17 protein-coding genes and 2 pseudogenes are annotated in these 24,430 nt (G+C 45.8%); 9 read left to right on the forward strand and 10 right to left on the reverse strand.

Features of this window, described 5'->3' with window-relative positions; all coding sequences use genetic code 11:
- The 4 genes from R3D00_27080 to R3D00_27095 all read right to left on the reverse strand — a co-directional run bounded on the left by R3D00_27080 (position 1) and on the right by R3D00_27095 (position 3,955).
- Positions 1-1,344 (reverse strand): FAD-dependent oxidoreductase, encoded by a 1,344-nt coding sequence (locus tag R3D00_27080; protein MEZ4776869.1) that lies wholly within the window; start codon positions 1,342-1,344, stop codon positions 1-3.
- 13 nt (positions 1,345-1,357) lie between these two features.
- Positions 1,358-2,134: a DUF547 domain-containing protein gene (locus R3D00_27085; protein ID MEZ4776870.1), complete on the reverse strand. Its 777-nt coding sequence runs from the start codon at positions 2,132-2,134 to the stop codon at positions 1,358-1,360.
- 66 nt (positions 2,135-2,200) lie between these two features.
- Positions 2,201-3,310: an anhydro-N-acetylmuramic acid kinase gene (locus tag R3D00_27090; GenBank protein MEZ4776871.1), complete on the reverse strand. Its 1,110-nt coding sequence runs from the start codon at positions 3,308-3,310 to the stop codon at positions 2,201-2,203.
- Positions 3,311-3,313: 3 nt separating this feature from the next.
- A complete protein-coding gene (locus tag R3D00_27095) occupies positions 3,314-3,955 on the reverse strand; it encodes an L-threonylcarbamoyladenylate synthase (GenBank protein MEZ4776872.1) in 642 nt (213 codons plus the stop codon).
- Positions 3,956-4,064: 109 nt separating this feature from the next.
- Between R3D00_27095 and R3D00_27100 the strand changes: the two genes are divergently transcribed.
- The 3 genes from R3D00_27100 to sprA all read left to right on the forward strand — a co-directional run bounded on the left by R3D00_27100 (position 4,065) and on the right by sprA (position 13,140).
- On the forward strand, positions 4,065-4,835 hold the full coding sequence (locus R3D00_27100) for an outer membrane beta-barrel protein (GenBank protein MEZ4776873.1): 771 nt from the start codon (positions 4,065-4,067) through the stop codon (positions 4,833-4,835).
- A 64-nt stretch (positions 4,836-4,899) separates the two neighbouring features.
- Complete coding sequence (gene ruvA / locus R3D00_27105) at positions 4,900-5,493, forward strand: Holliday junction branch migration protein RuvA (protein MEZ4776874.1); 594 nt, start codon at positions 4,900-4,902, stop codon at positions 5,491-5,493.
- Between the two features lie 171 nt (positions 5,494-5,664).
- Positions 5,665-13,140 carry a cell surface protein SprA gene (sprA, locus tag R3D00_27110; protein ID MEZ4776875.1) on the forward strand — a complete coding sequence of 2,492 codons (7,476 nt, stop codon included), beginning with the start codon at positions 5,665-5,667 and terminating at the stop codon, positions 13,138-13,140.
- Here sprA and serA read toward each other — a convergent pair.
- From serA to R3D00_27140, 6 genes and pseudogenes are all read right to left on the reverse strand, one after another.
- Positions 13,137-14,369: pseudogene (gene serA / locus R3D00_27115) on the reverse strand (phosphoglycerate dehydrogenase). The gene sprA and the pseudogene serA sit on opposite strands and share 4 nt — an antisense overlap.
- A gap of 56 nt (positions 14,370-14,425) precedes the next feature.
- A complete protein-coding gene (locus R3D00_27120) occupies positions 14,426-15,493 on the reverse strand; it encodes a nucleotidyltransferase domain-containing protein (GenBank protein ID MEZ4776876.1) in 1,068 nt (355 codons plus the stop codon).
- A gap of 71 nt (positions 15,494-15,564) precedes the next feature.
- Positions 15,565-16,581: an SPFH domain-containing protein gene (locus R3D00_27125; protein MEZ4776877.1), complete on the reverse strand. Its 1,017-nt coding sequence runs from the start codon at positions 16,579-16,581 to the stop codon at positions 15,565-15,567.
- Between the two features lie 91 nt (positions 16,582-16,672).
- Positions 16,673-17,194, reverse strand: a complete 522-nt coding sequence (locus R3D00_27130; GenBank protein ID MEZ4776878.1) for a DUF2480 family protein — start codon at positions 17,192-17,194, stop codon at positions 16,673-16,675.
- Positions 17,195-17,202: 8 nt separating this feature from the next.
- Complete coding sequence (hflX, locus tag R3D00_27135) at positions 17,203-18,396, reverse strand: GTPase HflX (protein MEZ4776879.1); 1,194 nt, start codon at positions 18,394-18,396, stop codon at positions 17,203-17,205.
- Between the two features lie 119 nt (positions 18,397-18,515).
- The gene (locus R3D00_27140; protein MEZ4776880.1) at positions 18,516-19,769 is read right to left on the reverse strand and encodes a glycoside hydrolase family 172 protein; all 1,254 of its coding nucleotides are present in this window, start codon (positions 19,767-19,769) and stop codon (positions 18,516-18,518) included.
- Positions 19,770-19,960: 191 nt separating this feature from the next.
- Here R3D00_27140 and mnmH point away from each other — a divergent pair, with 191 nt between their 5' ends.
- The 6 genes and pseudogenes from mnmH (at position 19,961) to R3D00_27170 (ending at position 24,407) form a co-directional block, all read left to right on the forward strand.
- Positions 19,961-20,962 (forward strand): tRNA 2-selenouridine(34) synthase MnmH, encoded by a 1,002-nt coding sequence (gene mnmH, locus R3D00_27145; protein ID MEZ4776881.1) that lies wholly within the window; start codon positions 19,961-19,963, stop codon positions 20,960-20,962.
- Positions 20,959-21,999 (forward strand): selenide, water dikinase SelD, encoded by a 1,041-nt coding sequence (gene selD / locus R3D00_27150; protein ID MEZ4776882.1) that lies wholly within the window; start codon positions 20,959-20,961, stop codon positions 21,997-21,999. The genes mnmH and selD overlap by 4 nt, the downstream gene beginning before the upstream one ends.
- A gap of 81 nt (positions 22,000-22,080) precedes the next feature.
- Complete coding sequence (locus R3D00_27155) at positions 22,081-22,368, forward strand: hypothetical protein (protein MEZ4776883.1); 288 nt, start codon at positions 22,081-22,083, stop codon at positions 22,366-22,368.
- An 8-nt stretch (positions 22,369-22,376) separates the two neighbouring features.
- A pseudogene (locus R3D00_27160) lies at positions 22,377-22,922 on the forward strand (tyrosine-type recombinase/integrase).
- 23 nt (positions 22,923-22,945) lie between these two features.
- Positions 22,946-23,476, forward strand: a complete 531-nt coding sequence (locus tag R3D00_27165) for a hypothetical protein (protein ID MEZ4776884.1) — start codon at positions 22,946-22,948, stop codon at positions 23,474-23,476.
- A 160-nt stretch (positions 23,477-23,636) separates the two neighbouring features.
- Positions 23,637-24,407: an ADP-ribosylglycohydrolase family protein gene (locus tag R3D00_27170; GenBank protein MEZ4776885.1), complete on the forward strand. Its 771-nt coding sequence runs from the start codon at positions 23,637-23,639 to the stop codon at positions 24,405-24,407.
- Positions 24,408-24,430: the final 23 nt, after the last annotated feature.

The following is a 24,430-nucleotide window of genomic DNA, read 5'->3' on the forward strand; positions in this document are numbered from 1 at the left end:
CTAAGCTTTTAACGAGGCCCACATATTTTTCCAGCTTCTCTTGCGAAGAAGCTGAAGATTACGCCCGGGGTTTTGTTGATTGTAAAGATTGACGACTTCTGATTCGTATTGAGTAAAAAACTCAGGGTCAAAATTGGCTGCGCCAAGATTCTGCAGCACTTCTTCGATATGAGCGCCTGATTCTATCCACTTATGACATACATTCTGCCTGTAGCGGATACCCATAAGATTAAAGCCAAGTATCTTTGAATCTTCTGCCGAATACACCAGCCGAATGGATTTATTCTCTTTAGGGTGTTTCCAGAACAGATGTTTTTCTCCTGACTGGATTGCGTTTCCGACTGCCCCATAGACCTGATACTCCATATCCATAAACTTTGCGGAGTTAAACCAGGTAGTCTGCTTGTAAACCGTAGGTTGTCCGCACAGCGTTTTTGCGAGCACTGGTCCCATGAGCTTTCCGGTGTACCATACGGCTTCAAGGCCTCTTCTGCCCGGCAATGGATTACGCAACTCCGCACAATCGCCAACTGCATATATATCCTCCATATTTGTCTGGAGAAAATCGTCAACGAGAAAACCACGGGCGGTTTCGATTTCCGTGTTTTTCGCCAGAGATATATTTGGGGAAACGCCCGCGGTAAGTCCCACAAACTGACAGGCAATCTCCTCGCCTTTATCAGTTACGACAGCCCTCACCCTGCCATTTTCATCGGGCAGTATTTCCTTCAAACTCGTTTGAAGCCGGAGGTCAATTCCTTGCTGAGCATAAATCTCCTGATTAATCATCTCTGACTCCTCCGGCGGCATGACTATATTCCAGAAGCTTTTTTCTCTCACCAGAAAAGTCACCGGAATGTGCCGTGAGTGAAACATTTCCGCTAGTTCGATCCCGATAAGTCCGCCCCCGACGATGACTGCATGCGTTAAGTCCTTCGAATAGGTTTCGATAGCATCCAGATCCTGCTTGCTTACCATTCCGGTTACGCCGTCGAGCTCCTGCCCGGGCCAGCCATATTTGTTGGACAAGGAGCCGGTAGCCAATACAAGCTTATCGTAGGTCATGTTGGTCCCGTCGCTAAACAAAAGGGCTTTATTCTCGGGAGAAATGGCCACAACAAATTTTTTGACAAGGTTGATCCGGTTTTTTTTCCAAAACCAGGGTTCGTAGGGTTGGGTATGCTCAAACTTCATATGGCCCATGTAGATGTACATGAGCGCTGTGCGGGACCAAAAGTAATCCGTCTCCCCCGAAATGACGGTTACCTCATGCTGGCTGAGTTTGCGGACATGTCTTGCCACAGAAATTCCGGCAATTCCATTTCCAATAATGACAATATGCATAGTGATAAAAATTTCAGGGTTGATCGTTGAGAGACCAGTCGTAATCAAGATACGATATATTCGCATCGTCCTGAATCTGTATTGGGGCGTACTGATTCAGATATTCAATTAATGTACTATGTCGGATAAAATCTTCTTTAAACCATGAAAAAATTGGCGATAATTTAACTTCTTCTGCGGTAATCTGGTTTCTTAGCGGCTCGCGGAGAAATCGCTGTGCCTGAGAAGTAAGTTGTGACTCCAGTTTTTGGGGTGTATAAGCCTCATTACGCAATACCGGGCAGGATTTTGATGCACAATTGATCGCGAAGTGAATTCTTGGCTCGTCAAACTCCCGCCTCAGGATAGAATGTTCGATCTGATCCAGACTGGCGGGTTCGCCGCCTATGGTAAAAAATTCTTTATGCCAGATGGTTGCAACTCCCGGTATCGTATTCAGATCACGGATACTGCGGGGCCGGTAATTGTCAATAATCACTTTGACGGTAAAAGCATTATAGGCATTGATCCAGTAGGCGAGTTTTTCTGCTTCAGACCATTGAGGTGAGGGAGGATGATGGCTGAGCAGGTCCAGGTACTCTTCCAGCCGGGACTGTTTTTGAATAAATCCTTCATAATTGACAATACCCACACTGTCCACATTCTCAGCCAGCAATTCATTCCAAATAGAATGATTTATGGCCGGAGCATCATTTTTGCCTGCCGGTGTTTTTTTATAATTATGGCAGGAGAGCAGGGAAATACACAGGAAAGTAACCATCGGGAAAAACCCTAAAAAAACATTATTCATGAGCAAATCTGATTGGGTAACGCAGGCAATATTAGTTGTGGTATAAAACCTGATGTGTCTGCTGGCTTACGATTTGCGAAATAAACTGAACCCGCCATTTGCAGGCAGATGAATGGAACCTGTAACCAGATCGCTTTTTGCGCCGGTCACTGAAGCGAGTGTGGTGGTTTTTCCTGTGAGCGTTCGCAATCCCAGAAAGGCAAAAACGATCGCTTCTTTATAATCTACAATATCGTCAGAGACATGGCTGTCCAGAGATACTGCCAATGCTTTTAATTCTTTTTCAAGGCATTCAATCAGAAACTGATTGTGCCTGCCTCCGCCTGTTGCCAGCATTTTGATCCCTGTTGCACCTACCAGCGATACGGCGAGTCTGATCTGCCGCGCAATATGCAGGGTACAGGTATGTAAAAGGTCTGCCAGGGGATAATCGAAAGCATTGATCACCGGCAAAGCCTCTTCTTCTACCCATTCCCAACCCAGGCTTTTGGGAAATGGCTGACTGTAAAATGCCAGAGAATCCAGTGCGTCAAGTAATTCTGTCTGTAAAACTCCCGATCTGGCCATTGCTCCTCCTGGATCATAATCGGTGGCGTGTTGTGGGTAGCGCGTTGTGTAAAGGTGGTTGAGCAGAATATTGCATGGCGAAACGTCAAATGCTTTACCCTGAAAAGTGAGATTGCTAAATCCCCCCAGGTTAAGAAAAAGCTGATGGTCGGGAAATAAATATTTTTCTCCCAGGGGAACCAGCGGTGCGCCTTCTCCGCCTCTGGCAACATCTTTATTCCGGAAATTGGTCACCAGCGGGCAGGGCAACCAGGAAACCAGCGTTTCCCCATCGCCGATTTGTACCGTATAGTTTTTATAGGGTCGGTGAAAAATTGTCTGCCCATGTGCAGCAACAAAGTCGGGGGTAAGATTATGTCTGTCGATAAATTCACGGATCGAACGCCCCAGCCAGTGGCCGAAGTACACATGAGTTTTGGCAAAAATCTCAGCATTTTGAGCAGGCAGATGCAGGAGACGGGCTTTCCATTCCGGGTCAATGGGCAGCGCCTCTGCCAGATCCAGCGAGAACGTATAGCGATCGTTTTCTTCGGTAAATGTGCAATATGCGAGATCGAGGGCATCCATCGACGTGCCACTCATTGCACCGATTCCGCGATAGGTTGTCATAGATTAAAACTCTTCAAGAATCAGTCCCAGAGGCTCAAGCGGGCCTGCTCCCACCCGGATAACCATAATATCTTTTTCGCCTTTACTACAATCTATCACGGTGGAAGGGGTAAGTCCGCCAAATCCCCCGTCAACCACCATATCGACGAGATTGCCAAAGCGCTCATCGATCAGAGATGGATCGGTATTAAACTCCGTGTACTCTTCATCAAGCGGAAGACTGATAGAGGCAATCGGATTGCCAAGCAGGGATGCCAGACTTACCGGAATTTTATGATCGGGCACCCGTATGCCGACCGTTTTGCGCGGTTGAAAATGTCGGGGAATAGCTTTAGATGCCTGCAAAACAAAGGTATATGGGCCGGGAAGTGCCTGACGCATGATTTTAAATACAGGCGTCGTCACATGGTTGGCATAGGTACCAATGATACTGATATCTTCACACACACAGGTAAGCTGGCTTTTTTCCGGGTCAATCCCCTTAATCCTGCATATACGGTTTACAGCCTTGCGATTATTGATATCACATCCGAGGCCGTACATAGTGTCGGTAGGATAAATAATCACACCGCCATCCCGCAGGCAGTCAATTACCTGAGACAACATTCGTTCCTGCGGATTTTTGGGGTTGATGGAAATAATCATAAAAATCAATCAATGATTCTCAAACAAGGTAGCCAAATTTTTGAAATTATTGCGGTAATTGGAAAAGAGATAAATGAATTCTATTTTTGGCTGATTAAAGTTCCACAAAATGAAAAAGCGTTACTTACACCTGACAATTGTCTGTTTGTTATTCTGTGCCCACCCGGCCTTTGCCCAGAAGGGTTTGAAGGTGGGAGGATTTGCACTGCCACAGTCAGTATTTCTTTTCAACGCCGATGATCAGAACCTCGATGAGGATTTGTACCGCCAGGAGCTTTTGGGTGGAATGGCTGTTGGTGGCGTGTTTGGATATAATTTCAACGATTATGTTGGATTTCGACTCAATATGCTTTATTCTCAGCAGGGAGGAAAATATTCCAGCCGGAGAGATGTTGTTTTACGCAACCACTTTGTCAAACGTCAGGAATACCTGAAAATACCGTTGATGCTGGGAGTCAACTCCAACCCCGACCGAAAGGTAGCTTTTGTGTTTTACGGAGGTGTACAGCTGGATCTGCTGACAAAAGCATTTTCCTATAACGACAACCCCGCATATGAGCTGCCTCTGCCAGACAACTTCACCAACTTCCCTTCTGAATACGAGACATACCGCACGCTTCACTATAGCGTTGTAGGAGATATTGGTACAGATATCAAACTCTCTCCCCGCAATTTTGTATTAAACCTTCGTATCCGGGGAGATTATGGACTCGTAGATTCAGAAAATAAAGATGCGGAATTTCGCCTTACTTCCGGAGGTCTGACCCGCCAGCAAAATTATTGGGAATGGGTACGCGGTGCTACGGCTAATGCAGAAACCGCCAGTTTGAATATCGGCTTTCTCATCGGCCTGACCTATACTTTCGCGCCAATAGAATAATAAAACTTACGACGTGGCAGCCAGGCAACAATAAAGGCTGATTCTATCGTTAACTCCAAAGAATGTGATCGCATACGTAAAAGGGAAACTCGCTCAGGTTGAGCCAGCTTTTGCTGTGGTGGATGTCAATGGCATCGGGTATTTTGTTAAAATTTCGCTTAATACATTTACCCGTATTCAGGACAAAGAAACCGTCATGCTGCATACTTTTCTCCAAATCAGAGAAGATGCACATGTGCTGTATGGGTTTGCAGAGGAAAAGGAGCGGATGCTCTTCGAGCAGTTGATAACTATTTCGGGAGTAGGCGGCAATACGGCAATGGTGATTCTTTCCAGCATATCCGCTTCGGATCTCTATCTGGCTATCCGCTCTGAAGACATCAATACGCTGAAAAGAATTAAAGGAATTGGCGCCAAAACAGCCGGACGTATCGTACTCGAACTGAAAGATAAGATCAGACTGGAAGAAAATGGAGACCTGACGGCGATTGAATCGAATATCCCGGGAAGCCAGAAAAAAGAGGAAGCGCTTGCGGCACTTGCCAGTTTGGGACTTGCCAAAAACGTTATGACCAAACGTGTAGACCAGATTATGAAAGAACACGGTATGGAAATTTCAACCGAACAGATTATTAAACTTGCCCTTCGAAACCCCTGATAATCTTTCGGGGTGTATAAAGTCCTGAAGAAATTACCCTTTATTTCTCTTGGATATTTTCTATGTTTGTACAGTATTCAACTGCTAAAAACCTGTGTGTGCCTATGGTGTAAACCTCTACCTAACCCTGAAGTAATTGTATTTCAGTGTCAAAACTAAATTAAATTAGCTTTGTCCAAGTTCAGTTTAGCCATGCTGGTGTCGGCAATTACTTCATTCTTTTTTGCTGACACTGGTACTACCGGGAAAGAAGCGGAGGTTTGCCCACAAGTGGAGGTAATCTCAACGGATTCTTTTTTTTCTGTTGAAGAATTGCTCACTCCTGACGGAGACACCTCTAAAGTCAAAAGTAACCCCAACAATCGCATCGGGGATGCTACCCGGCAGGAGTATGTAACCCCTTTGTATCTCGGTAATCCGGGAAACCTTGAAACCATCTTCGAGCTGAATGATGATGGCTCAGGTTTTAATATTTATGAACGTGTCGGGAAAGTAGATTTCCGCAGACCCTCCTATATTTCCTATGAAGACTTCCTCGAATACCGCAAGAAAAAGTCTCAGCAGGACTATTTCCGCGAACAATCCATGTCTGCCAACGCAGAATCCCGGCAGGGGCTGGCGCTGAATATTGATATAGAAGAGCTTTCAGACGTGTTTGGCGGTGGATCTGTGTCGATTCGCCCGACAGGATTTGCCACACTCGACTTCTCCATTGACCACAACCGTACAGACAACCCCTCACTTCCGCTGCGCCAACAACGCACCACTACCTTCAATTTTGACCAGCAGATCCAACTTGGTGTTATCGGCCAGATTGGGGAAAAATTGCGCCTCAATGCCAATTTTGATACCCAGGCTACTTTTGATTTTGAAAATGAACTCAAACTCGAACATAGCGGAACCGAAGACCAGATTCTCCAGAAAATTGAAGCGGGTAATGTCAACATGCAACTGGGCAACTCCCTGATTCAGGGACGTCAAAATCTTTTTGGTCTTAAAACCAAACTTCGTTTTGGGCCTGTATATGTCACAGCTATCGCGTCCACCGAAAGAGGAAAGGTGGAAACTATCAATATATCTGGCGGCGGGGCCATCGAAACTCCCTTCGAAAAGGAAGTTTCGGACTACGATATGAACCGCCACTTTTTTCTCTCCCATTATTTCCGGTCCACTTACGAACGTGCACTGGCCAATCTCCCGGTTATTCAATCCAATCTGCGAATCAACAGAGTCGAAGTCTGGATAGAGCAGCAAGGCTCAACCAGCAACAACCGAAATGCAGTGGGTTTTGTGGACTTAGGAGAAAATGATCTCCCCTTTGGACAAGGTGTGGGCCGCGTTTACAACGACAATCTTCAGCGCAATACCAATATCCGCGTACCTGACAACGACGCCAACAACTTGTTTAGCCTTCTCGAAAATGATCCGGCAATACGCGAACAAAACACAGCCAAAAGCGCAATAGAAAACCTCCCCGGGCTGAATATGGCCAATACCGAAGATTTTCAGGTGCTGGGCAATATGCGTCGCCTGAACCCCAACGAATATACTGTCAACAACCAGTTGGGTTATATCTCACTCAATTCGCCAATCCCTACAGACCAGGTACTGTTTATTGCCTATAACTTTACCCTCAACGGACAAGTACACCAGGTCGGGGAATTTTCAGATGATGTCCCCGCCAACGGACTCAACTCCAATGTGCTTTATCTCCGCATGCTGAAGTCTTCCGTACTTCGCATCAATCCTTTCCCTGCGTGGGATCTGATGATGAAAAACATTTACAGTGTGGGATACGGTCTGCAACGCGATGGTTTTTTCCTCGATATTAAATACGAATCCGGAACCAGCGCAGGTCGCATCAACTTCCTCCCAACCGGAGCGGTAGCCAACCGGCCATTGATACAGGTAATGGAACTCGACCGGCTGACCAACCACACCTCTGCCGGGCCTGACAACTACTTCGACTTTGTCGAAGGGATAACTATCCTCTCCGATAAAGGATTGGTCATATTTCCGGTACTGGAACCTTTTGGCAGTCACCTTGCGACCAAGCTCAACAATGACCCGGATGCTGTAGCCACTTATGTATTCCAGCCACTCTATGATGATACGCAGCAGGGGGCAATACAAAACCACCCCGAACTCAATCGTTTTACCCTTGAAGGGTATTACCGATCTTCCAGCAGCTCGGAAATCCCACTCAACACATTTAACCTCTCCGAAGGATCAGTAACCGTCACGGCCGGAGGAAGAACATTGAGTGAAGGCAGTGATTATCAGGTTGATTATTACGGAGGGAAAGTAACCATTATCAACCCGTCTATTCTTACCTCCGGGCAGGATATCGCCGTATCGTTTGAAAGCAATTCCCTCTATAATATTCAGACAAAAACCCTTCTGGGATCAAGAGCCGAATTTAGCCCATCAGACAACCTGCAGTTGGGAGCAACCATACTCAATCTTCGGGAGCAGCCATTCAACCAAAAAACCACCCTGGGAGATGAACCACTCAACAATACATTGTGGGGACTTGACGCCAGCTTTCGAAGAGAATCGCCCCTTTTGACCAAACTTATCGACAGGTTGCCGCTGATCAGTACAAAGGAGACATCCACGATAGATGCTGCCGCTGAGTTTGCGCAGTTTATTCCGGGTACCCCTGCAATTAATAAAACGCAAACTGAAAAAGGCATTGTCTTCCTCGATGACTTTGAAGCAGCTGCAACGCCTTTTGGCCTTCAGGGAACACAACGATGGAAACTGGCGTCCTTCCCCGAAGGGAATACAAAAATCTTCAACCCTGAATACGCCGGAGAGCCTCTTTCGACCAACTTTACCCGGGCAAAACTCGCATGGTATCAGATCGATCAGGCCTTTTACCAGCGTTTTGGGATAAAATTTCCGGAGGAGGATCTCAGCAACAACTATACCCGACAGGTACAGCCCTTCGAATTGTTTCCCACAGCAAAAAGAGCTTTTGGAAACAATATTCAAAATACCTTTGACCTCCACTTCAATCCCAATACCAGAGGCCCTTATAACTACGAATACCGGGAAAGCAGACTCAGAAGTGCTGACGGTACTTTTGTTCGGCCCGAGGACAACTGGGCTGGGATCATGCGCGAAATCGACGTCAACAATGACTTTGAAGCTACCAATGTTGAGTTTGTCGAATTCTGGATGATGGATCCCTTTATGGATAACCCCAATCATAAAGGCGGTGAGTTTTATGTGAATCTGGGGTTGGTAAATGAAGATATTCTGACTGATGAAAGCCTGAGCCGGGAAAATGGACTGCCTGGTGCGGGAGATCCGGGCAACCTTCAGGAAACCCCCTGGGGGAGAATTCCTATCGGCAACCCGCCGGTCAATGCTTTCAGTAACAACCCCGATGATCGTATCGCACAGGATATCGGTTTTGATGGTTTAAATGACGAAGCTGAGGCCATATTCTTCAGCCGGGTTTTGGATAGCCTCCGCACATTTTTGAGCCCAGCGGCTATGGCACAGTTAGAAGCTGACCCCAGTACAGATAACTTCAAACATTTTCGGGACGACTCTTATGAAGCCGATGAAGCGGGCGTGCTGGAAAGGTATAAAGATTTTAACGGTCTGGAAAACAACTCCCCGGTGGGCCAGGATAACAGAAACTATACGGTACAGGCGACCCAGTTACCTGACAATGAAGACCTCAACAACAACGGAAGTCTCAACTTCGCCGAACAATATTGGGAATACCGCATCAAACTTCACCCTGACTCACTCCAGCGGGGGATGAATTTTGTGGTAGATAAAATCACTGATACCGTTAATACTGCACAAGGGGTAAATACGCCCGTTACCTGGTATCAGTTCCGTATTCCGCTTAATACAGGACGTCCGGTAAACAATATCACCAACTTCAAGACAATCTCCTTCATGCGGATGTATATGACGGGATTTCAGGAAGAAGTGATTACCCGTCTGACAGAGTTCCAACTGGTTTCTACCCAATGGCGCCGATTCAGCGGAAACCTCAACGAGTCAGGTATTGCCACACCACCCGAACCACCTTTTGCGACATTTGAACTGGGAAGTGTGAGTCTGGAAGAAAACTCACAAAAACTGCCGTTTAACTATACGCTTCCTCCTGGCGTGGTACAACAATCTATCAATGGAAATACGGCGGCAGGATTCCTTCAGGACGAACGGTCTCTTACTATGAAAGTCTGCGACCTGAAAGACGGAGATGCCCGGGGCATGTTTAAAAATACCAAAAGTGACCTTCGCCTCTACAACCGACTGAAAATGTGGGTACATGCAGAGGCGACAGAGTCTGGGGTAATGCCATCCAACTTTTACCAGTATGATGATGCGCGGGTTTTCATTCGTTTGGGACTCGACAATGATCAGAATTACTACGAATACGAAATTCCCCTCACGCCTTCCGATCCGGCGATTTCCAATTCGAAAACCAATACATGGCTTTCAGCCAATGAATTCGACTTTGAACTGGCTTTGCTTGCACTCGCCAAAGACGATCGAAATACTGCTGGTACAGGGTTGATCTACCGCCATGCGTACCGCAATGACAGTATGCCCGAAGGCCATGTCATTTATATAAAAGGTACGCCCAAACTCAGCGACGTTCGCAATATCATGATCGGGGTGAGAAACCCCAGTGATCCCGACGCCCGGCCAATATGTCTGGAGTTGTGGGTAAACGAGCTCAGGCTTACGAACTTTGACAAAACCAAAGGCTGGGCTGCCAATGCCAATATTTCGGTCAAACTCGCAGATATCGGCAGCATCAGCGCCAATGCTGCCTACAAGTCCTCCGGGTTTGGCCCGCTCGAGCAAAGGCTCAGCACCCGGTCGCAGGAAGACGTCCTCCGCTACGACCTTGCGGGAAATCTCTATCTTGACAAACTTTTCCCTAAAAAATGGGGACTTCAGATGCCTGTTTATGCCACGATTGGTGAACAGCGTATCAGCCCGGTATTTAATCCACAGGAGGCTGACGTACGAACGGATATCTTGCTCGAACAACTCGATCCCAAGGCGCGGTCGGAGAAGCTGATGCAGATTCAGGATTTCAGAAGTACAAAGAGCCTTTCTTTCAATAACTGGCGGAAAAATAAATCACAGGGAACCGGCGGTGGTGGCGGTGGCCCGGGAGGTGGAAGGCCCGGTACAAACGCAAGACCCGGAGGAGCCACCAGTGTAGGCGGACAGGGTGGCAAAGGAACTGGCGACCGAAGCGGCGGTGGCGGTGGAGGGCGAGTCAGCTATCCGTGGGATATTTCCAACTTCGACTTTACCTACGCATACAATGAAAACTTCTCGCGAAATGCCGTGATTGAACGCCGGTTCAACACCCAGCACCGGGGGGCGATTAATTATCGGTATAATTTCCCACAACTGGTAGTTGAGCCATTTAAAAATATTAAGGCATTTGAAAAAATACAGTTCCTCAAGGACTTTAACTTCTCGCCGCTGCCAACTGCATTTAATGTATCGATTACCGGAGACAGGCAGTTTGAAGAGCGACAAATGCGTGCAACCGAACTTTTTGGCGGTCAGGTAACACCGACTTTCACCAAAAACTTCCTCATCAACCGGAACTACAACCTGACCTGGAATTTTACCAGAAATCTCCAGCTCAGCTATACAGCCAATAATATATCCCGTGTGGATGAAGTTAAAGGATACTGGAAAACGGCCTCTGAGGCAGAAATTGATTCAGTGGGTTCACTCATGGATAATCTTCTGCATATCGGAAAAGATCCCTCCCGTGGTCACGACAATCTTATCAATTTTGGCCGTACCACACAGTTTACCCACAACTTCAATGCAGCCTATCAGGTGCCTTTCAACAAGTTTAAAATGCTTGACTGGGTGAGCAGTACGGTAAACTATTCGGGATCATTTAACTGGGCACAGGCTCCGGAGATCAATCCCGGCCTTGGTGCGACCATCGGCAATACACAGAATATACAGGGAAATGGAAGGCTGGATCTTAACAGTCTGTACCGAAAGGTCGGTTTCCTCAAAAAAATACTGGACGGCCAGAATAAGGCTCCTCAGGGTGCGCGACCACCTCAAGCCCCTCAGAATACCGGACCCAGAATAGAAAACCGGGTCGGAGAAAACCCGGTTGAAACAGACACAACCAACAAACCCGATCCCTTCCGGTTCCTCAAACTGGTAGGTAAAGAAGTAATACGGGTAGGTTTGAGCGTCAGAAGTATTGATTTTACCTATAGCAATAATGCAGGAACCATTCTGCCGGGTTACCTTCCCAAAACCGATAATTTTGGACTGGACTTTGGGTATTACGACTCTGTACGTCAGGGCACTTCTCCCCTGCTTCCCCCTACCTATGGTTTTATCATGGGTAGCCAGCGCGATATAAGAAATGAAGCAGGTGAAAACAACTGGATTACCCGCGATACGCTTTTGTCAAATCTCTTCCTCAAAAACCGCAATGAAATCCTTACAGCCCGCACATCTGTGGAACTGTTTAAAGGTTTCAGGATAGATATTTCGGCAAACCGAACCGAAAGTAAAGACGATAGCGAATTTTTCAGGTGGGATCCTTCCGAAGACAGGTACCGGAGTTTTGACCCGTTGAACAACGGAAGTTTCAGTATGTCTTATATTTTCATCAATTCTGCTTTCGAGAAAGGCTGGGAAACCTCCGCTGCATTTGATGAATTTTCCAGCAACCGCTCCACCATTTCAGGTAGACTTTCGGCCAGAAACCCCAATAATGCCCGACTTACTCCCAGGACACAACTGATCGAAGGAGGATTCCAGAACGGGTATCTCGGCACCAACCAGGATGTACTGATTCCTTCGCTTCTTTCTGCTTATGGTGTTATTAGTTCTGAAAAAATTGCGCTTTCCAATTTCCCGCGTATCCCGCTGCCAAACTGGAGTATCAACTACAATGGGTTGTCTAATATTCCTTTACTGAAGAAATATTTCAACTCCGTAACGCTGAAGCATACTTACCGCGGTACTTATTCGGTAGGCAACTATACCAATAACCTCAACGCCCTCACTTTAGGCGGATTTCCGGCAAGACCGGATACGGTGGGTACCGATAATTTTGGGCTGATAGAAAACTTCTATTCGATTGAAAATATTCAGACTGTGCAGATTATGGAGCAGTTTGCCCCACTGTTGGGTGTGAATGTAAACATGAAAAATGGAGCGACAGCGCAGATTGACTACAAACGCGGACGGCAGATGAATTTCAACGTGGGAAACCTTCAGCTCACCGAGATGCGAAACCAGGACCTCGCCGTCATGATTGGCTACCGGAAAGATAAGCTGAACCTGAGCTTTAACTTTGGCGGGAAAAATGTAAACCTGAAAAATAGCGTCAACTTCCAGTTCCGCGCCACCATGCGCGACACCAAGGAAATCAACCGAAATCTCGGGCCGACTGGAACCTCCAATGACCAGGTACGGCTTCCGGAAATTACACGGGGTACGTATAACTTCATTCTTTCGCCTTCGATAGACTATGTGGTAAACACCCGGTTGAATGTAAAGTTATTCTTCGAACGGAATATCAACAATCCTTACGTCGCCAACGCATTCCGTACCGCATTCACATCGGGTGGTGTGCAGATACGGTTTACGCTCGCAAACTAATACAATACCCTGAACCGGATGGTTCCGGGTATTTCTTTCATCTCATCCAGTACATGGTCGTCGTACTGTTTGTCGATGTCTGTAATTACATAGCCAATCTGCTCATTGGTTTTGAGATACTGACCAGCGATATTGATATCTTTATTCGCCAAAACATGGTTGATCTTAGCCAGAATTCCAGGCACATTTTTGTGAATATGGATCAACCGGTGTGCATCGCGCAAGATCGGAAGTTGAAGATTGGGGAAATTCACACTCGTAAATGAGTTTCCGGAATTGACATAATCAATGATCCTTGCAGGCACATACTCCGCAATATTTACCTGCGCTTCTTCTGTACTTCCGCCAATATGGGGCGTAAGAATCACATTATCCATACCCCTGAGCGGCGACATAAATTCTTCGTCATTGCTTTTAGGTTCGGAAGGGAATACGTCCACAGAAGCACCGCCGATATGTCCGCTTTTCAGGTGATTGACCAGCGATTCAATATCTACGACAAACCCGCGACTGAGATTTAGGAAAATGGCCCCAGGCTTCATGGCGCTGAATTCCCGCTCACCGAAAAACAGTTTATTATCCTTTCTTCCATCAACATGAAGCGTGACGACATCCACTTTCGAAAGCAACTCTTCTATCGATGAGACTTTTGTGGCATTGCCTAAAGCAAGTTTTTCGACGACATCGTAGTAAAAAACATTCATTCCCATCGCCTCTGCCAAAACTGAAAGCTGGGCGCCAATATTTCCATATCCAATGATACCGAGTTTTTTTCCGCGAATCTCAAAACTATTTTTGGCAGATTTGTTCCAAATGCCCTGGTGCATCCCATTGTTGGCGACCAGCGTACGGCGCATGAGCATAATGATTTGTCCAATGGCGAGCTCTACCACCGACCGGGTATTGCTATAGGGAGCATTAAAGACGATCACACCTTGTTCTGCACAGGCTTCCAGATCAATCTGATTGGTACCGATACAAAAAGCGCCAACGACCATCAGGCGGTTGGCATGTTCAAGCACTTTGCGGGTAATTTTGGTTTTGGAGCGAATGCCGATGATGGATACGCCCTTTATCCTTTCGCAAAGTTCATCTTCGTTGAGTGCGCTGCTCACAAATTCCACCTGATACCCTTCGGTTTCAAAGGTGTGTACAGCATTGGGGTGAATATTTTCAAGCACTAAGGCTTTGATTCGGTTTTTGGGATAAGAAGTTTCCATAGGACTTACTCTTTAAGAAGGCGCAAAGGTAAAGATTTCAGGGAGAATATAAATACAACTTTCATCTAAGCCCTGTCGTGCCAAATTGTTTTTCGGATTTCTACTAATATCTTATTCGCCCTTTTTTTATCGGATTTTTCAGGCAGCGGGCTGGTCTCATACAGTTTGTTTACCTGCTCCAGCTTTTGATTTGCCTGTTCGATCAGCTCTTCATACGTAAATTTTCCGGCACGGATCGCCAGCAGTTCTTCCCGGTTGGGACGACGCACGACTACTTGGCCTTCGGAAAGTATTTCTATGGCCATATCCAGCAGGCGAAAAGTGTGCATCATATTTTTTGCATCGTAATTTTTGCCATGTTCAAGGGTATTTTCATAGCGATGTTCATTTCGTTTTTCCACCCATTCGTGGTATTCGCGAAAGTCTTTGCAATAGGTCGAATAACCATCCTGATTGAAATAGAGGTAAGTCAACGGTTTCAGGCCTTTGGGAATACTGCTGAGCAAAACCTCATTGGCTGTGGTTTTTTGCATAATCCCTTTGAACTCATACGCGCCGGAATCATCGTAAAAAAGGGCATAATAGTCCTTCATATGGTCAATATTGACCAGCCCGCATTGCTCCTGCATAAGGTTATTTTCTCTCAGCCAAAGAGGGAGTGGCCGTGAGCCCTGCCCTTCGGTCACGTAACAAAAATCCAAAATGGATTTGCGCGCCTCACCCATCGGGTTGAGGATTTTTTTGTTGAGGCCGCGGGCTTTTTTGATCTGCTGCACAGCGTACCCGGCAAAAGCATTTCTGCTGGTTTTTGCCAGAAAGTCTTCTGTGCGAATCAGGTCAAACACCGGATGTTTGTATAATATCATATTCTCCGGCATGGCGGTCATTTCCAGAAGGTTGGGATTGTTTTTGTGTAGCAAGCTGATAAATCGCCCGATTTCATAATAGACGATATCGTTGGTTTTGTTGGCGATCTGGTCGATATAGTCAAGGCTGAGATAATGGTCCTCAGGCAATACAAATACGCCTTTGATATCGGTATCGGAAGTCGGCAAATCGAGGCCGTAAGCCTTACTGCCGCTGATACATTCAAAGATAATCCATCCAGAGGTTTTGAGTTGTTCGATCGTCATAGGTAAATGATTGACAAAAAAAAAGGCTGCCACATGGACAGCCTCTGATTATGCAAATTGATTCGTTGTTCCTAAAGTTTTGCAAGAAGCTCTGTCTTTTTGGCGTTAAATTCTTCTTCCGTGAGGATACCGGAGGCTTTCAGTTCTCCGAGATCTTTCAACAGTTTCATAATATCGTCTTTGGACATTTCTTTATTTCCGCCCTGCTGATTGTTTTGCTGGTTCATCTGGTTCATCTGATTCATCATCATTTGTCCCATAGCAAGGCCTGCGCCCATTTCCATTCCACCGCTCCCCCCATTGGGGTTTTCAGCAGACTTCTGCATGGCGTTGGCAGCCTGAAACTGCATAAACCGCTGCATGTCGCCCACCATATTCATCTGGGTATTTTTGCGGAGGTATTCGGTCAGTTCGTCGGGAAGTGTAATGCTCTGGATGGAGAAATCGGTAAGCTCCATACCAAATCCGGCAAAATATTCGGAGATACGTGGGATCAGCGCCTGTACAAACTCAGTCTTATTGGCCTGCATTTGTACAAAAGAGAAATTGTTTTCGGCCATTTCGGCGACAATTTCGGTGAAGCGATCCACGAGTTTGCCTCTGAGCATACCGTGAACATCTTCGAGGGTAATGATGGGGTTGGTACCACCGATTTCCTTAAAGAAAGCTTCAAAGTCGTTGATGCGGAAGTTGTAAGAGCCAAACGCACGGAATTCTACCTGCCCGAATTTGCTGTCGGGAATCGTAACCGGCGTAGGTGTACCCCATTTATTGTCTACAAACTGGCGGGTGTTGAAAAAATACACATCCACCTTAAATGGAGATTCAAAGCCATATTTCCACGACTTAATGGTCGTGAGAATGGGCATGTTACGCGTAGTAAGTTCATGACGGCCGGGTTCAAATACGTCGGCCATTTTCCCTTCATTGATGAGGATAGCGGACTGAGATTCACGCACCGTAAGTTGCGCACCCATTTTCACCTCTTTGTCCTGATCGGGAAACTTCCACATCAGCACGTCGCGGTTGTAGTCCACCCACTCAATGACATCTATAAACTGTCCTTTAATGAAATCGAAAAGTCCCATGGTAGCGATTTTTAATAGTTTTTATAAAAGAAAACAACTTATCTGAAAAAATAAAATAATTTGTCTTTTTGACTCGATCTAATGTTTCAGGTCACTCACTGCCTTCGGCTCCTTTTTTGTACACCGGCACGGTGGAGCAGGGCTCTCCGAAGCTCAGTTTTTTGACGTAGGGCATCATCCTGCGGGTGACTTCAACATACACACTTGTGGGTATTTGTATGTTGGTGCAACCTTTCACCACTACCGGCCTGTCGGCAAATTCGGGAAATGATATATTATCCAGAACATTGCGCCAGAGCTGTGTTTCAAGGTCTTCCAACGAACCAAAGACGACGGTTTTTGCAAAAGGTTGGAGACTTACTTCCAAAAGCATCCATGCCCAGGTCTGAATAATGGCATCTGCCGAGCAGTTGATGGCGACATGTTTACCCTCATATTGTTGCCAGTCATGTGATTTGATCCATGCGCGAAAGTCTCGTTCACGAAGAATCATGCCCTGAAACAACTGGTCTTTGATATCGAGCAAAAGCCGGTCCCCCTGGGGATAATGTTCTTCCAGCTTAAAAGTAATAATCGGGCTGTTGGCAATTCTGTTTACAATCTCTCCACTCATATTGGTGCTTATTCAATATTGTTCAGTTCGTAGTATTGATAATTTTCCAGAAAATGATGCGTCCCTGTATGTGATTTTGCGGTATATTTTTCAACGAGCAACTGGGTTATCAACGTACGAAGGGTATCGACATTCAGGCGGGATTCTGCCGAAATCATCACTGATGGTGCATTTTCTTTCACCAGCCAGCTATTTTGCAGATGCGCTTGTGCCTCCTCTGTCAAAAGATCGATTTTATTAAAAACTGTAATAATACTGCGATCGCGGATATCAAGGCTTCTCAGCGTTTCTTTGACATTGGCTATCTGGTCTTCAAATTTGGGATGAGAGGCATCCACCACATGAATGAGGATATCTGATTCTTTTGATTCGGCAAGGGTACTTTTAAAAGACTCGACAAGGTGGTGGGGCAATTTGCGGATAAACCCAACGGTATCAGAAAGCAGAAAAGGAATCCCGCTGAAAGCTACTTTGCGCACGGTGGTATCCAGGGTGGCAAACAGTTTATTTTCGGCCAGCACGTCCGACTTGGAAAACAGGTTCATCAGCGTGGATTTTCCCACGTTGGTATAGCCCACCAGTGCTACACGCACAAATTCAGATCTGTTTTTCCGGCGCTCCGCATCCTGCTTGTCAATTTTTTCCAGTTGGTCTTCCAGCATGGAGATCCGGTCGCGAATGATTCGCCGGTCCGTTTCAATTTCTTTTTCACCGGCTCCCTTAAGGCCGATACCTCCTTTTTGGCGGGAAAGGTGCGTCCACATACCCGCAAGACGGGGCAGTAGATATTGATATTGCGCCAGATCGACCTGCGTTCTGGCCTGTGCGGTCTGCGCCCTTTCGGAGAAAATATGCAAAATCAACGAAGATCTGTCCAGCACCTTCACTTCCAGTGCCCGGTCGATATTCCGTATTTGGGAAGGCGACAGGTCATCGTCAAAAATCACCATATTCGCTTCGGATTCGATCAGCGCGGCTTTTATTTCATCCAGTTTTCCAGAACCCACATAGGTAGCGGGAACCGGCTTATCCAGACGCTGAATAAAACTGCGGACGGCCTTTGCACCTGCTGTTTCCGTCAGAAAAGCCAGTTCATCCAAATATTCTTTCGCCTGCTCAAAAGTCATTTCACGGGTACATACCCCTACAAGTATGGCCCTTTCCTCTACATTGTCCCGTGTAAGTTTTTGTTTTTCAATCATATATTTACTAATCCCGAAAATAATGGGGTGAGTTTTCCATTACGGGTTTCGGTACAGCAAGTTACGCAGAATTTTGGGGAAAATCAGGCCAATCCGAGCGAATAATGAACTGAAAATAATTACTGCCCACTTTTCAGGTTCCACGTGCGCAAAGCAAGCGGTGCCGGTTCCCGGGTATTTCCGGAAGGCTGATCGAGGTAAAAATATGCTGTTGCCGAAACATCGTCTGAGCGGTAAAAATTGGTCCAGCCATCGGGAAGCGAGGGATCTGTCAGCGGAATATTGCCCCCTTCTTTCATCAGGTGGATCAGGCTCCCGCCGTCATCAATGGTAACCGGAAGGAGGGCCACCCCATTATCAATCAGCTTTTGGACATTTGCCCTGGGGTTTCCGCCCATTTGCTGAAGGGTAACTTTGCAGTCTTTATCAAAGAATACGGGATCGGGTAAATGAAATCTGTAAAATGACCATTGGCGGTTTTTATCATCGGCAATCAGACAACCGGCATAGTCATTAAAAAACTGATCCTGCCCCCAACCGGTTCCGATATAGTCTTCTGTGCCGGTTCCGACAAGCGTGGGATGCTGGTCGTCGCCATCAAGGTATATTTTTACTTCACCTTCCCCCCACCACATATCACCATACGCGGGGTTGTCATTTACCCCTACATTTACTCCCAAAAACCGGCCTTTACCCGTTACGGAAGGCAACAGTTCGAAATCTTTTCCAACTGTGGTAGCCGTGTCCCGGTTCCACCTTGCATGAAAATACAGATATTGATCCTCCCACTTTTTGATTTTCTGAAAATTGACATCAAAAAATATGTGTGAAAGTGGTTGGTCCGAATCATTGGTAACGACAATTTTAGCCCCGGTTTTAAAGGGCATGGGAATAAAACAATTAAAAGACCGGCCTTCCGGATTGGCAAAAAGTGCATTTTTAAAAACCGCTGTTCGCCCCAGCCCCACACCAAAAAAATCACCGAAAGGAACCGATACTGCTGGATTGTCTGCATGATCCCAAAACATTTCCAAACGAAGCGAGCGCAGCATTTCGGGGGAACGATCCCTTACGGTGATCCACATCCGGTTTACGATCCCCGGGCCATCGGTGTCGAGCAATACCACTGATTCGCCGGGTCCCAGTGGAAAAAATGCCCGGCCTTTGGCACCCATATTTTCTTTTCCGCCCCCGCCTTTTTCGGCATGCATATTTTCCGGGCTGCTCCAATGGGTTTCAAAATTGTGGGAGTATTCAAACAGTTGACCCGAATAATGATCACCACCCGCAGGTTGTTGGGGAGTACATGCCCACCACAAACCAGAAATTCCCATCAAAAGGAACAGCCCCCGATATTTTTTTAATATATTCATAGATAGTAGTAGTTAGTGATGAGGAAGTTAGTGAAAATCGAAAAATAGTACTAAAGGAAAAAGAAAGTACTGCTTTGAGGAACAAAAACAAGCGCGTACTTTTGCGTACTGAAAGATTGGAAAAGACCTGAGTGTGTTCAAAATTCCCCCGACCCCTGATCCATAAACCGGACATATCATCTTTTTTGCAATTGGCTGAATCTGAATTCATACCGATTGTAGATGTGCGTTCGCCAGGCGAATTTTTTGCCGGGCACATTCCCGGTGCAGTAAATATTCCAATATTTGACAATGAAGAACGAAAAACGGTAGGGATTTTGTACAAGCAGAGGGGCAGGGAAGAAGCCATCTTAAAAGGATTGGAAATTGTAGGACCAAAGATGGCAGGATTTGTACATAACGCATTGGCACTCACTACTCAAAAAAAGCTCAATGTCCATTGCTGGCGGGGAGGAATGAGAAGTGAAAGTATGGCACTGTTGTGGAAAACAGTGGGTTTTGAGGTCAATGTTTTGCCGGGCGGATATAAAGCATACCGGCAAAAAGTTCTTTCAGATTTTGAACAACCGTTGCAGTTGATTGTACTTGGCGGAAAAACCGGTTCAGGGAAAACAGAAATTCTGCAGGAACTGAAAAAAGCAGGAGAACAGATCATTGATCTTGAGTCACTGGCCTGCCATAAAGGTTCTTCATTTGGTGCAATCGGCCAGCTACCCCAGCCTAGCGTGGAGCAGTTTGAAAATAATCTGCATCAAGCATTTTTACAGCTGGATAGCCGGAGAAGGATATGGGTGGAAGATGAAAGCCATGCGATTGGCCGGGTATATATTCCTCATCCATTCTGGACTCAAATGGTAGCGGCACCGGTAATGGTGGTAGAAGTACCGTTGCAGGAACGGGTAAAAAGGTTGATTAATGAATATGCAGGAGCGCCAAAAGAAGAGATTTCCGACGCTTTGCTTCGTATTCAGAAAAGATTGGGGGGACAACAATTAAAGCAGGCGATGAAGTCTCTGAATGAAAATGATTTTGCCACAGGGGCAGAAATTGCCCTTCAGTATTACGATAAAACTTATTCACACGGACTGAGTCAAAGATCTCCGTCTCAAATTCATACACTGGCCGTTGGCCAGGATAATCCGAAAATAACCGCAATTCAACTCATTGAATATTGTCAACAATTACCCAGATGATACAACCTGACCAAATCAGACTTACTCAATACAGCCATGGTGCCGGATGTGGATGTAAAATATCTCCGAAGGTATTGGAATCTATCCTCCATACGACCCAACAAATTCTTCCCAACCCCAATCTGCTGGTTGGCAATGAATCCCGGGATGATGCTGCGGTTTACGATTTGGGAGACGGTACTGCGATCATCAGCACTACTGATTTTTTTATGCCGATCGTGGACGATGGGTTTGACTTTGGCCGGATCGCCTCTGTCAATGCCATCAGCGATGTATATGCCATGGGCGGTACGCCTATGTTAGCTATCGCCATACTCGGATGGCCGGTGGACAAGCTCCCGCCAGAAGCGGCAAGAGCTGTGCTCGAAGGTGCAAGGGCAGCCTGTGCGGAAGCCAAAATCCCGCTGGCAGGCGGCCATAGCATTGACAGCCCGGAGCCGATATTTGGCCTCGCAGTTACGGGTCGGGTAAATGTTGCCAATATTCGCAAAAATACCGGCGGGCTTCCCGGATGCAAATTATTCCTTACCAAACCCCTGGGCGTGGGGGTTCTCACTACTGCGATGAAAAAGGGCATTCTGAAGGACGAGCACAAAGATATTGCCCGGGATTCGATGATTAAACTCAACCAGGCAGGTGAAATATTTGCACGTTATGCCTACGTCAAAGCCATTACCGACGTAACGGGCTTTGGATTGCTGGGCCATCTCGCCGAAATGTGCGAAGGAAGTCGCCTCAGCGCCGTAGTGTACGCCTCCCAGGTTCCCGTCATTCCGGAAGCAAAATTATATATCGAACAAAACGCCATCCCCGGCGGCACGCACCGTAACTGGGATAGCTATGGCCATAAGGTCAGCGAAATCTCCGACTATCAAAAAAACATCCTCTGCGACCCACAAACCAGCGGCGGACTACTGATTGCCGTGGTCGGCGAATATGAAAATGAGTTTACCCAACTGGCCCGCAGCCTGGGCATGGAACTTACCAGTTTTGGATACCTGACCAACAAACAGGATGTTTTGATTGAAGTGAAGTAGTTTTTCTGAATGAAAAAGTATTTTCAAATTTCTGTTTGGGCACGTTTCCAAATTTAGGGCTGCTTACTCAAACAAGATAATTTGCTAAAAGCGCAACTCAAGGCGCTGGGCATGCAGCAGGTGGGCTTAGTTCCGGTACTTGTGATTGATTACGAGGGCATAGCTGTCGTCGTCAAGGGAAAGATAACCTTGTTCGAACACAAAATAATATACATCGCCGCGCGAGGTGCGGTGCTGGTGTGTGAAGTAGTGGAAATTGAAACCCCGATCGCGAAGAACTTCACCACTTACACGCGTTTTATCTCTGGGGTTGAGTGTGCTGAGAATTTGGTGGTTTTTTCGCAATACACGATTTATGCGGCGAAATAATTCGCTGGGTGAAGTCTTTTGCCGGTCTTCGGATCGGAGAGAGCGTAAACATGCGCAAAGCAGATATATACGTGGAACGCAAATCTGTATTCATCAAAGCCGGTAAAGGAAAAAAAGACCGTTATTCGGTGCTCTCCGATAAAATGGCCTGCCTGCTGGAAGAATACCTGCGCACTTATCGGCCCGCTTACTGGCTCTTCGAAGGGCAGGAAGGGGGGTAGTACAGCAGCCGGAGCATTCAGCAGATTTTCTGGTACGCGGTAGAAAAAGCGGGAGCCAATCCATACTCGACCGTGCATACCCTCAGGCACTCCTTTGCAACCCATCTGCTGGAGCGGGGCATGGACCTGCGGTATATTCAAAGCCTGCTGGGACACAGCAGCAGCGAAACAACAGAGATCTACACCCATACTTCGGCTTCGCTCATCACAAGTATCACACAAAAGCAAAAGAAAAACTTTGCAGCCCACTGGATTTTCTGGATATTGACTTATGAAATTACTTGCCCTGATTCATCATCTGGATTTGTCCATTTGCCTAACGCCTGTTCGTAGCGGGGTATTTTTGAAATCAGCGTTTGGAAGGAACTAAAGGTTGGGGAATAAAGAATAGGCGCTATATGGCGAGTAGCAAGATGTTGGCACTCATTGTAAAAAACGCTTCTATGAAAATTTATTCCTTGATTATAGCGTTATCGGTTGGATTTAACTTCATGATTTATGGACAGAGTCACCGTGATTCTTTGCAGACAAAAATTATCAGAGTGGATAATTTAAAGGATTTAGATAAATTGACTTTCAATTTTTGTGATTCGTTTTCTATCGAAGTTAATGGATTATATCCAGTCTTGGACACACTGCCTTCGTTGATAAATGATAGTACCTTGATAAAGGTTTTGTTAATTAAAAAGGGATTTACCCAAGTTGACTGGGGTTCTGGCAACTGGGAAAAAGGTCCAAGATTTTTATATTTAAAGTTTAAAAAAGGTGATTGTACCTGTAAGACATTTAAAAAGTATTACTACAACAAAAAGATGAACGATGGATCTTATGATTTACGGATTTCTGAAAGAATGATTTGTAATTCTGATAAATTCATGGATGATTAAAAAAACAACGAGTGCCAACACGTGGTATAGTTTATTGCCGTTGCAGTGCCAGTTTTAAGGTTTTCACTTATATTAAAGTTCAGTGTAACTTGATAGGAAAGTGCTTCGAAATCGGCAACAAACCATACCACCAACGTTAGGTGCTAAAAAAATAGACGAAATGATAGGTGCAATAATTGGAGACATAGTTGGGTCCAGGTTTGAGAAGAAGAATCTAAAAAGTAAGGACTTTGAATTGTTTACAAAACAATCAAGATTCACAGATGATACTGTACTAACCATTGCGATAGCCGATTGCATCCTAAATTCTAAAGGATATGAAAAAACTGTAAAAAAATATGGAAGAACCTATCCATTTGCTGGTTACGGAGGGGCTTTTAAAAAGTGGTTGGCGGGAATAACCAGTGGCCCGTATAATAGTTGGGGAAATGGCTCGGCTATGAGAGTAAGCCCAGTCGGATTTGCATTTGATGAAGTAGAAAAAGTTTTGGAAGAAGCTCGAAAGAGTGCTGTAATAACACATAACCATGAAGAAGGCATTAAAGGGGCACAAGCAATTGCATTATCCGTATTTCTTGCAAAAAATGGAAGCAAAAAGCAAGAAATTAAAGAATTTATAGAAGTTAAATTTGGTTATGATTTGAACAGAACGATAGATGAAATAAGGCTTGTTTACGAATTTGATGTTAGTTGTCAAGGAAGTGTACCAGAATCAATAATTGCTTTTTTAGAGTCAGATAGTTTTGAAGACGCTATTAGAACGGCAATTTCGATTGGAGGAGATAGTGATACAATTGCATCTATGACAGGTGCAATCTCAGAAGCATACTATAAATCGGTACCCCAAGAGTTTATAGAAAAGATGAATGAATATTTACCGAAAGAGTTCAGGAAAATAATTGAAGAATTCAAAAACAAATACAGCACCTAACCCAGGCTTGCTGTCCATGCCGC

The sequence above is a fragment of the Bacteroidia bacterium genome (assembly GCA_041391665.1).
Taxonomy (GTDB): Bacteria; Bacteroidota; Bacteroidia; order J057; family J057; genus JAGQVA01.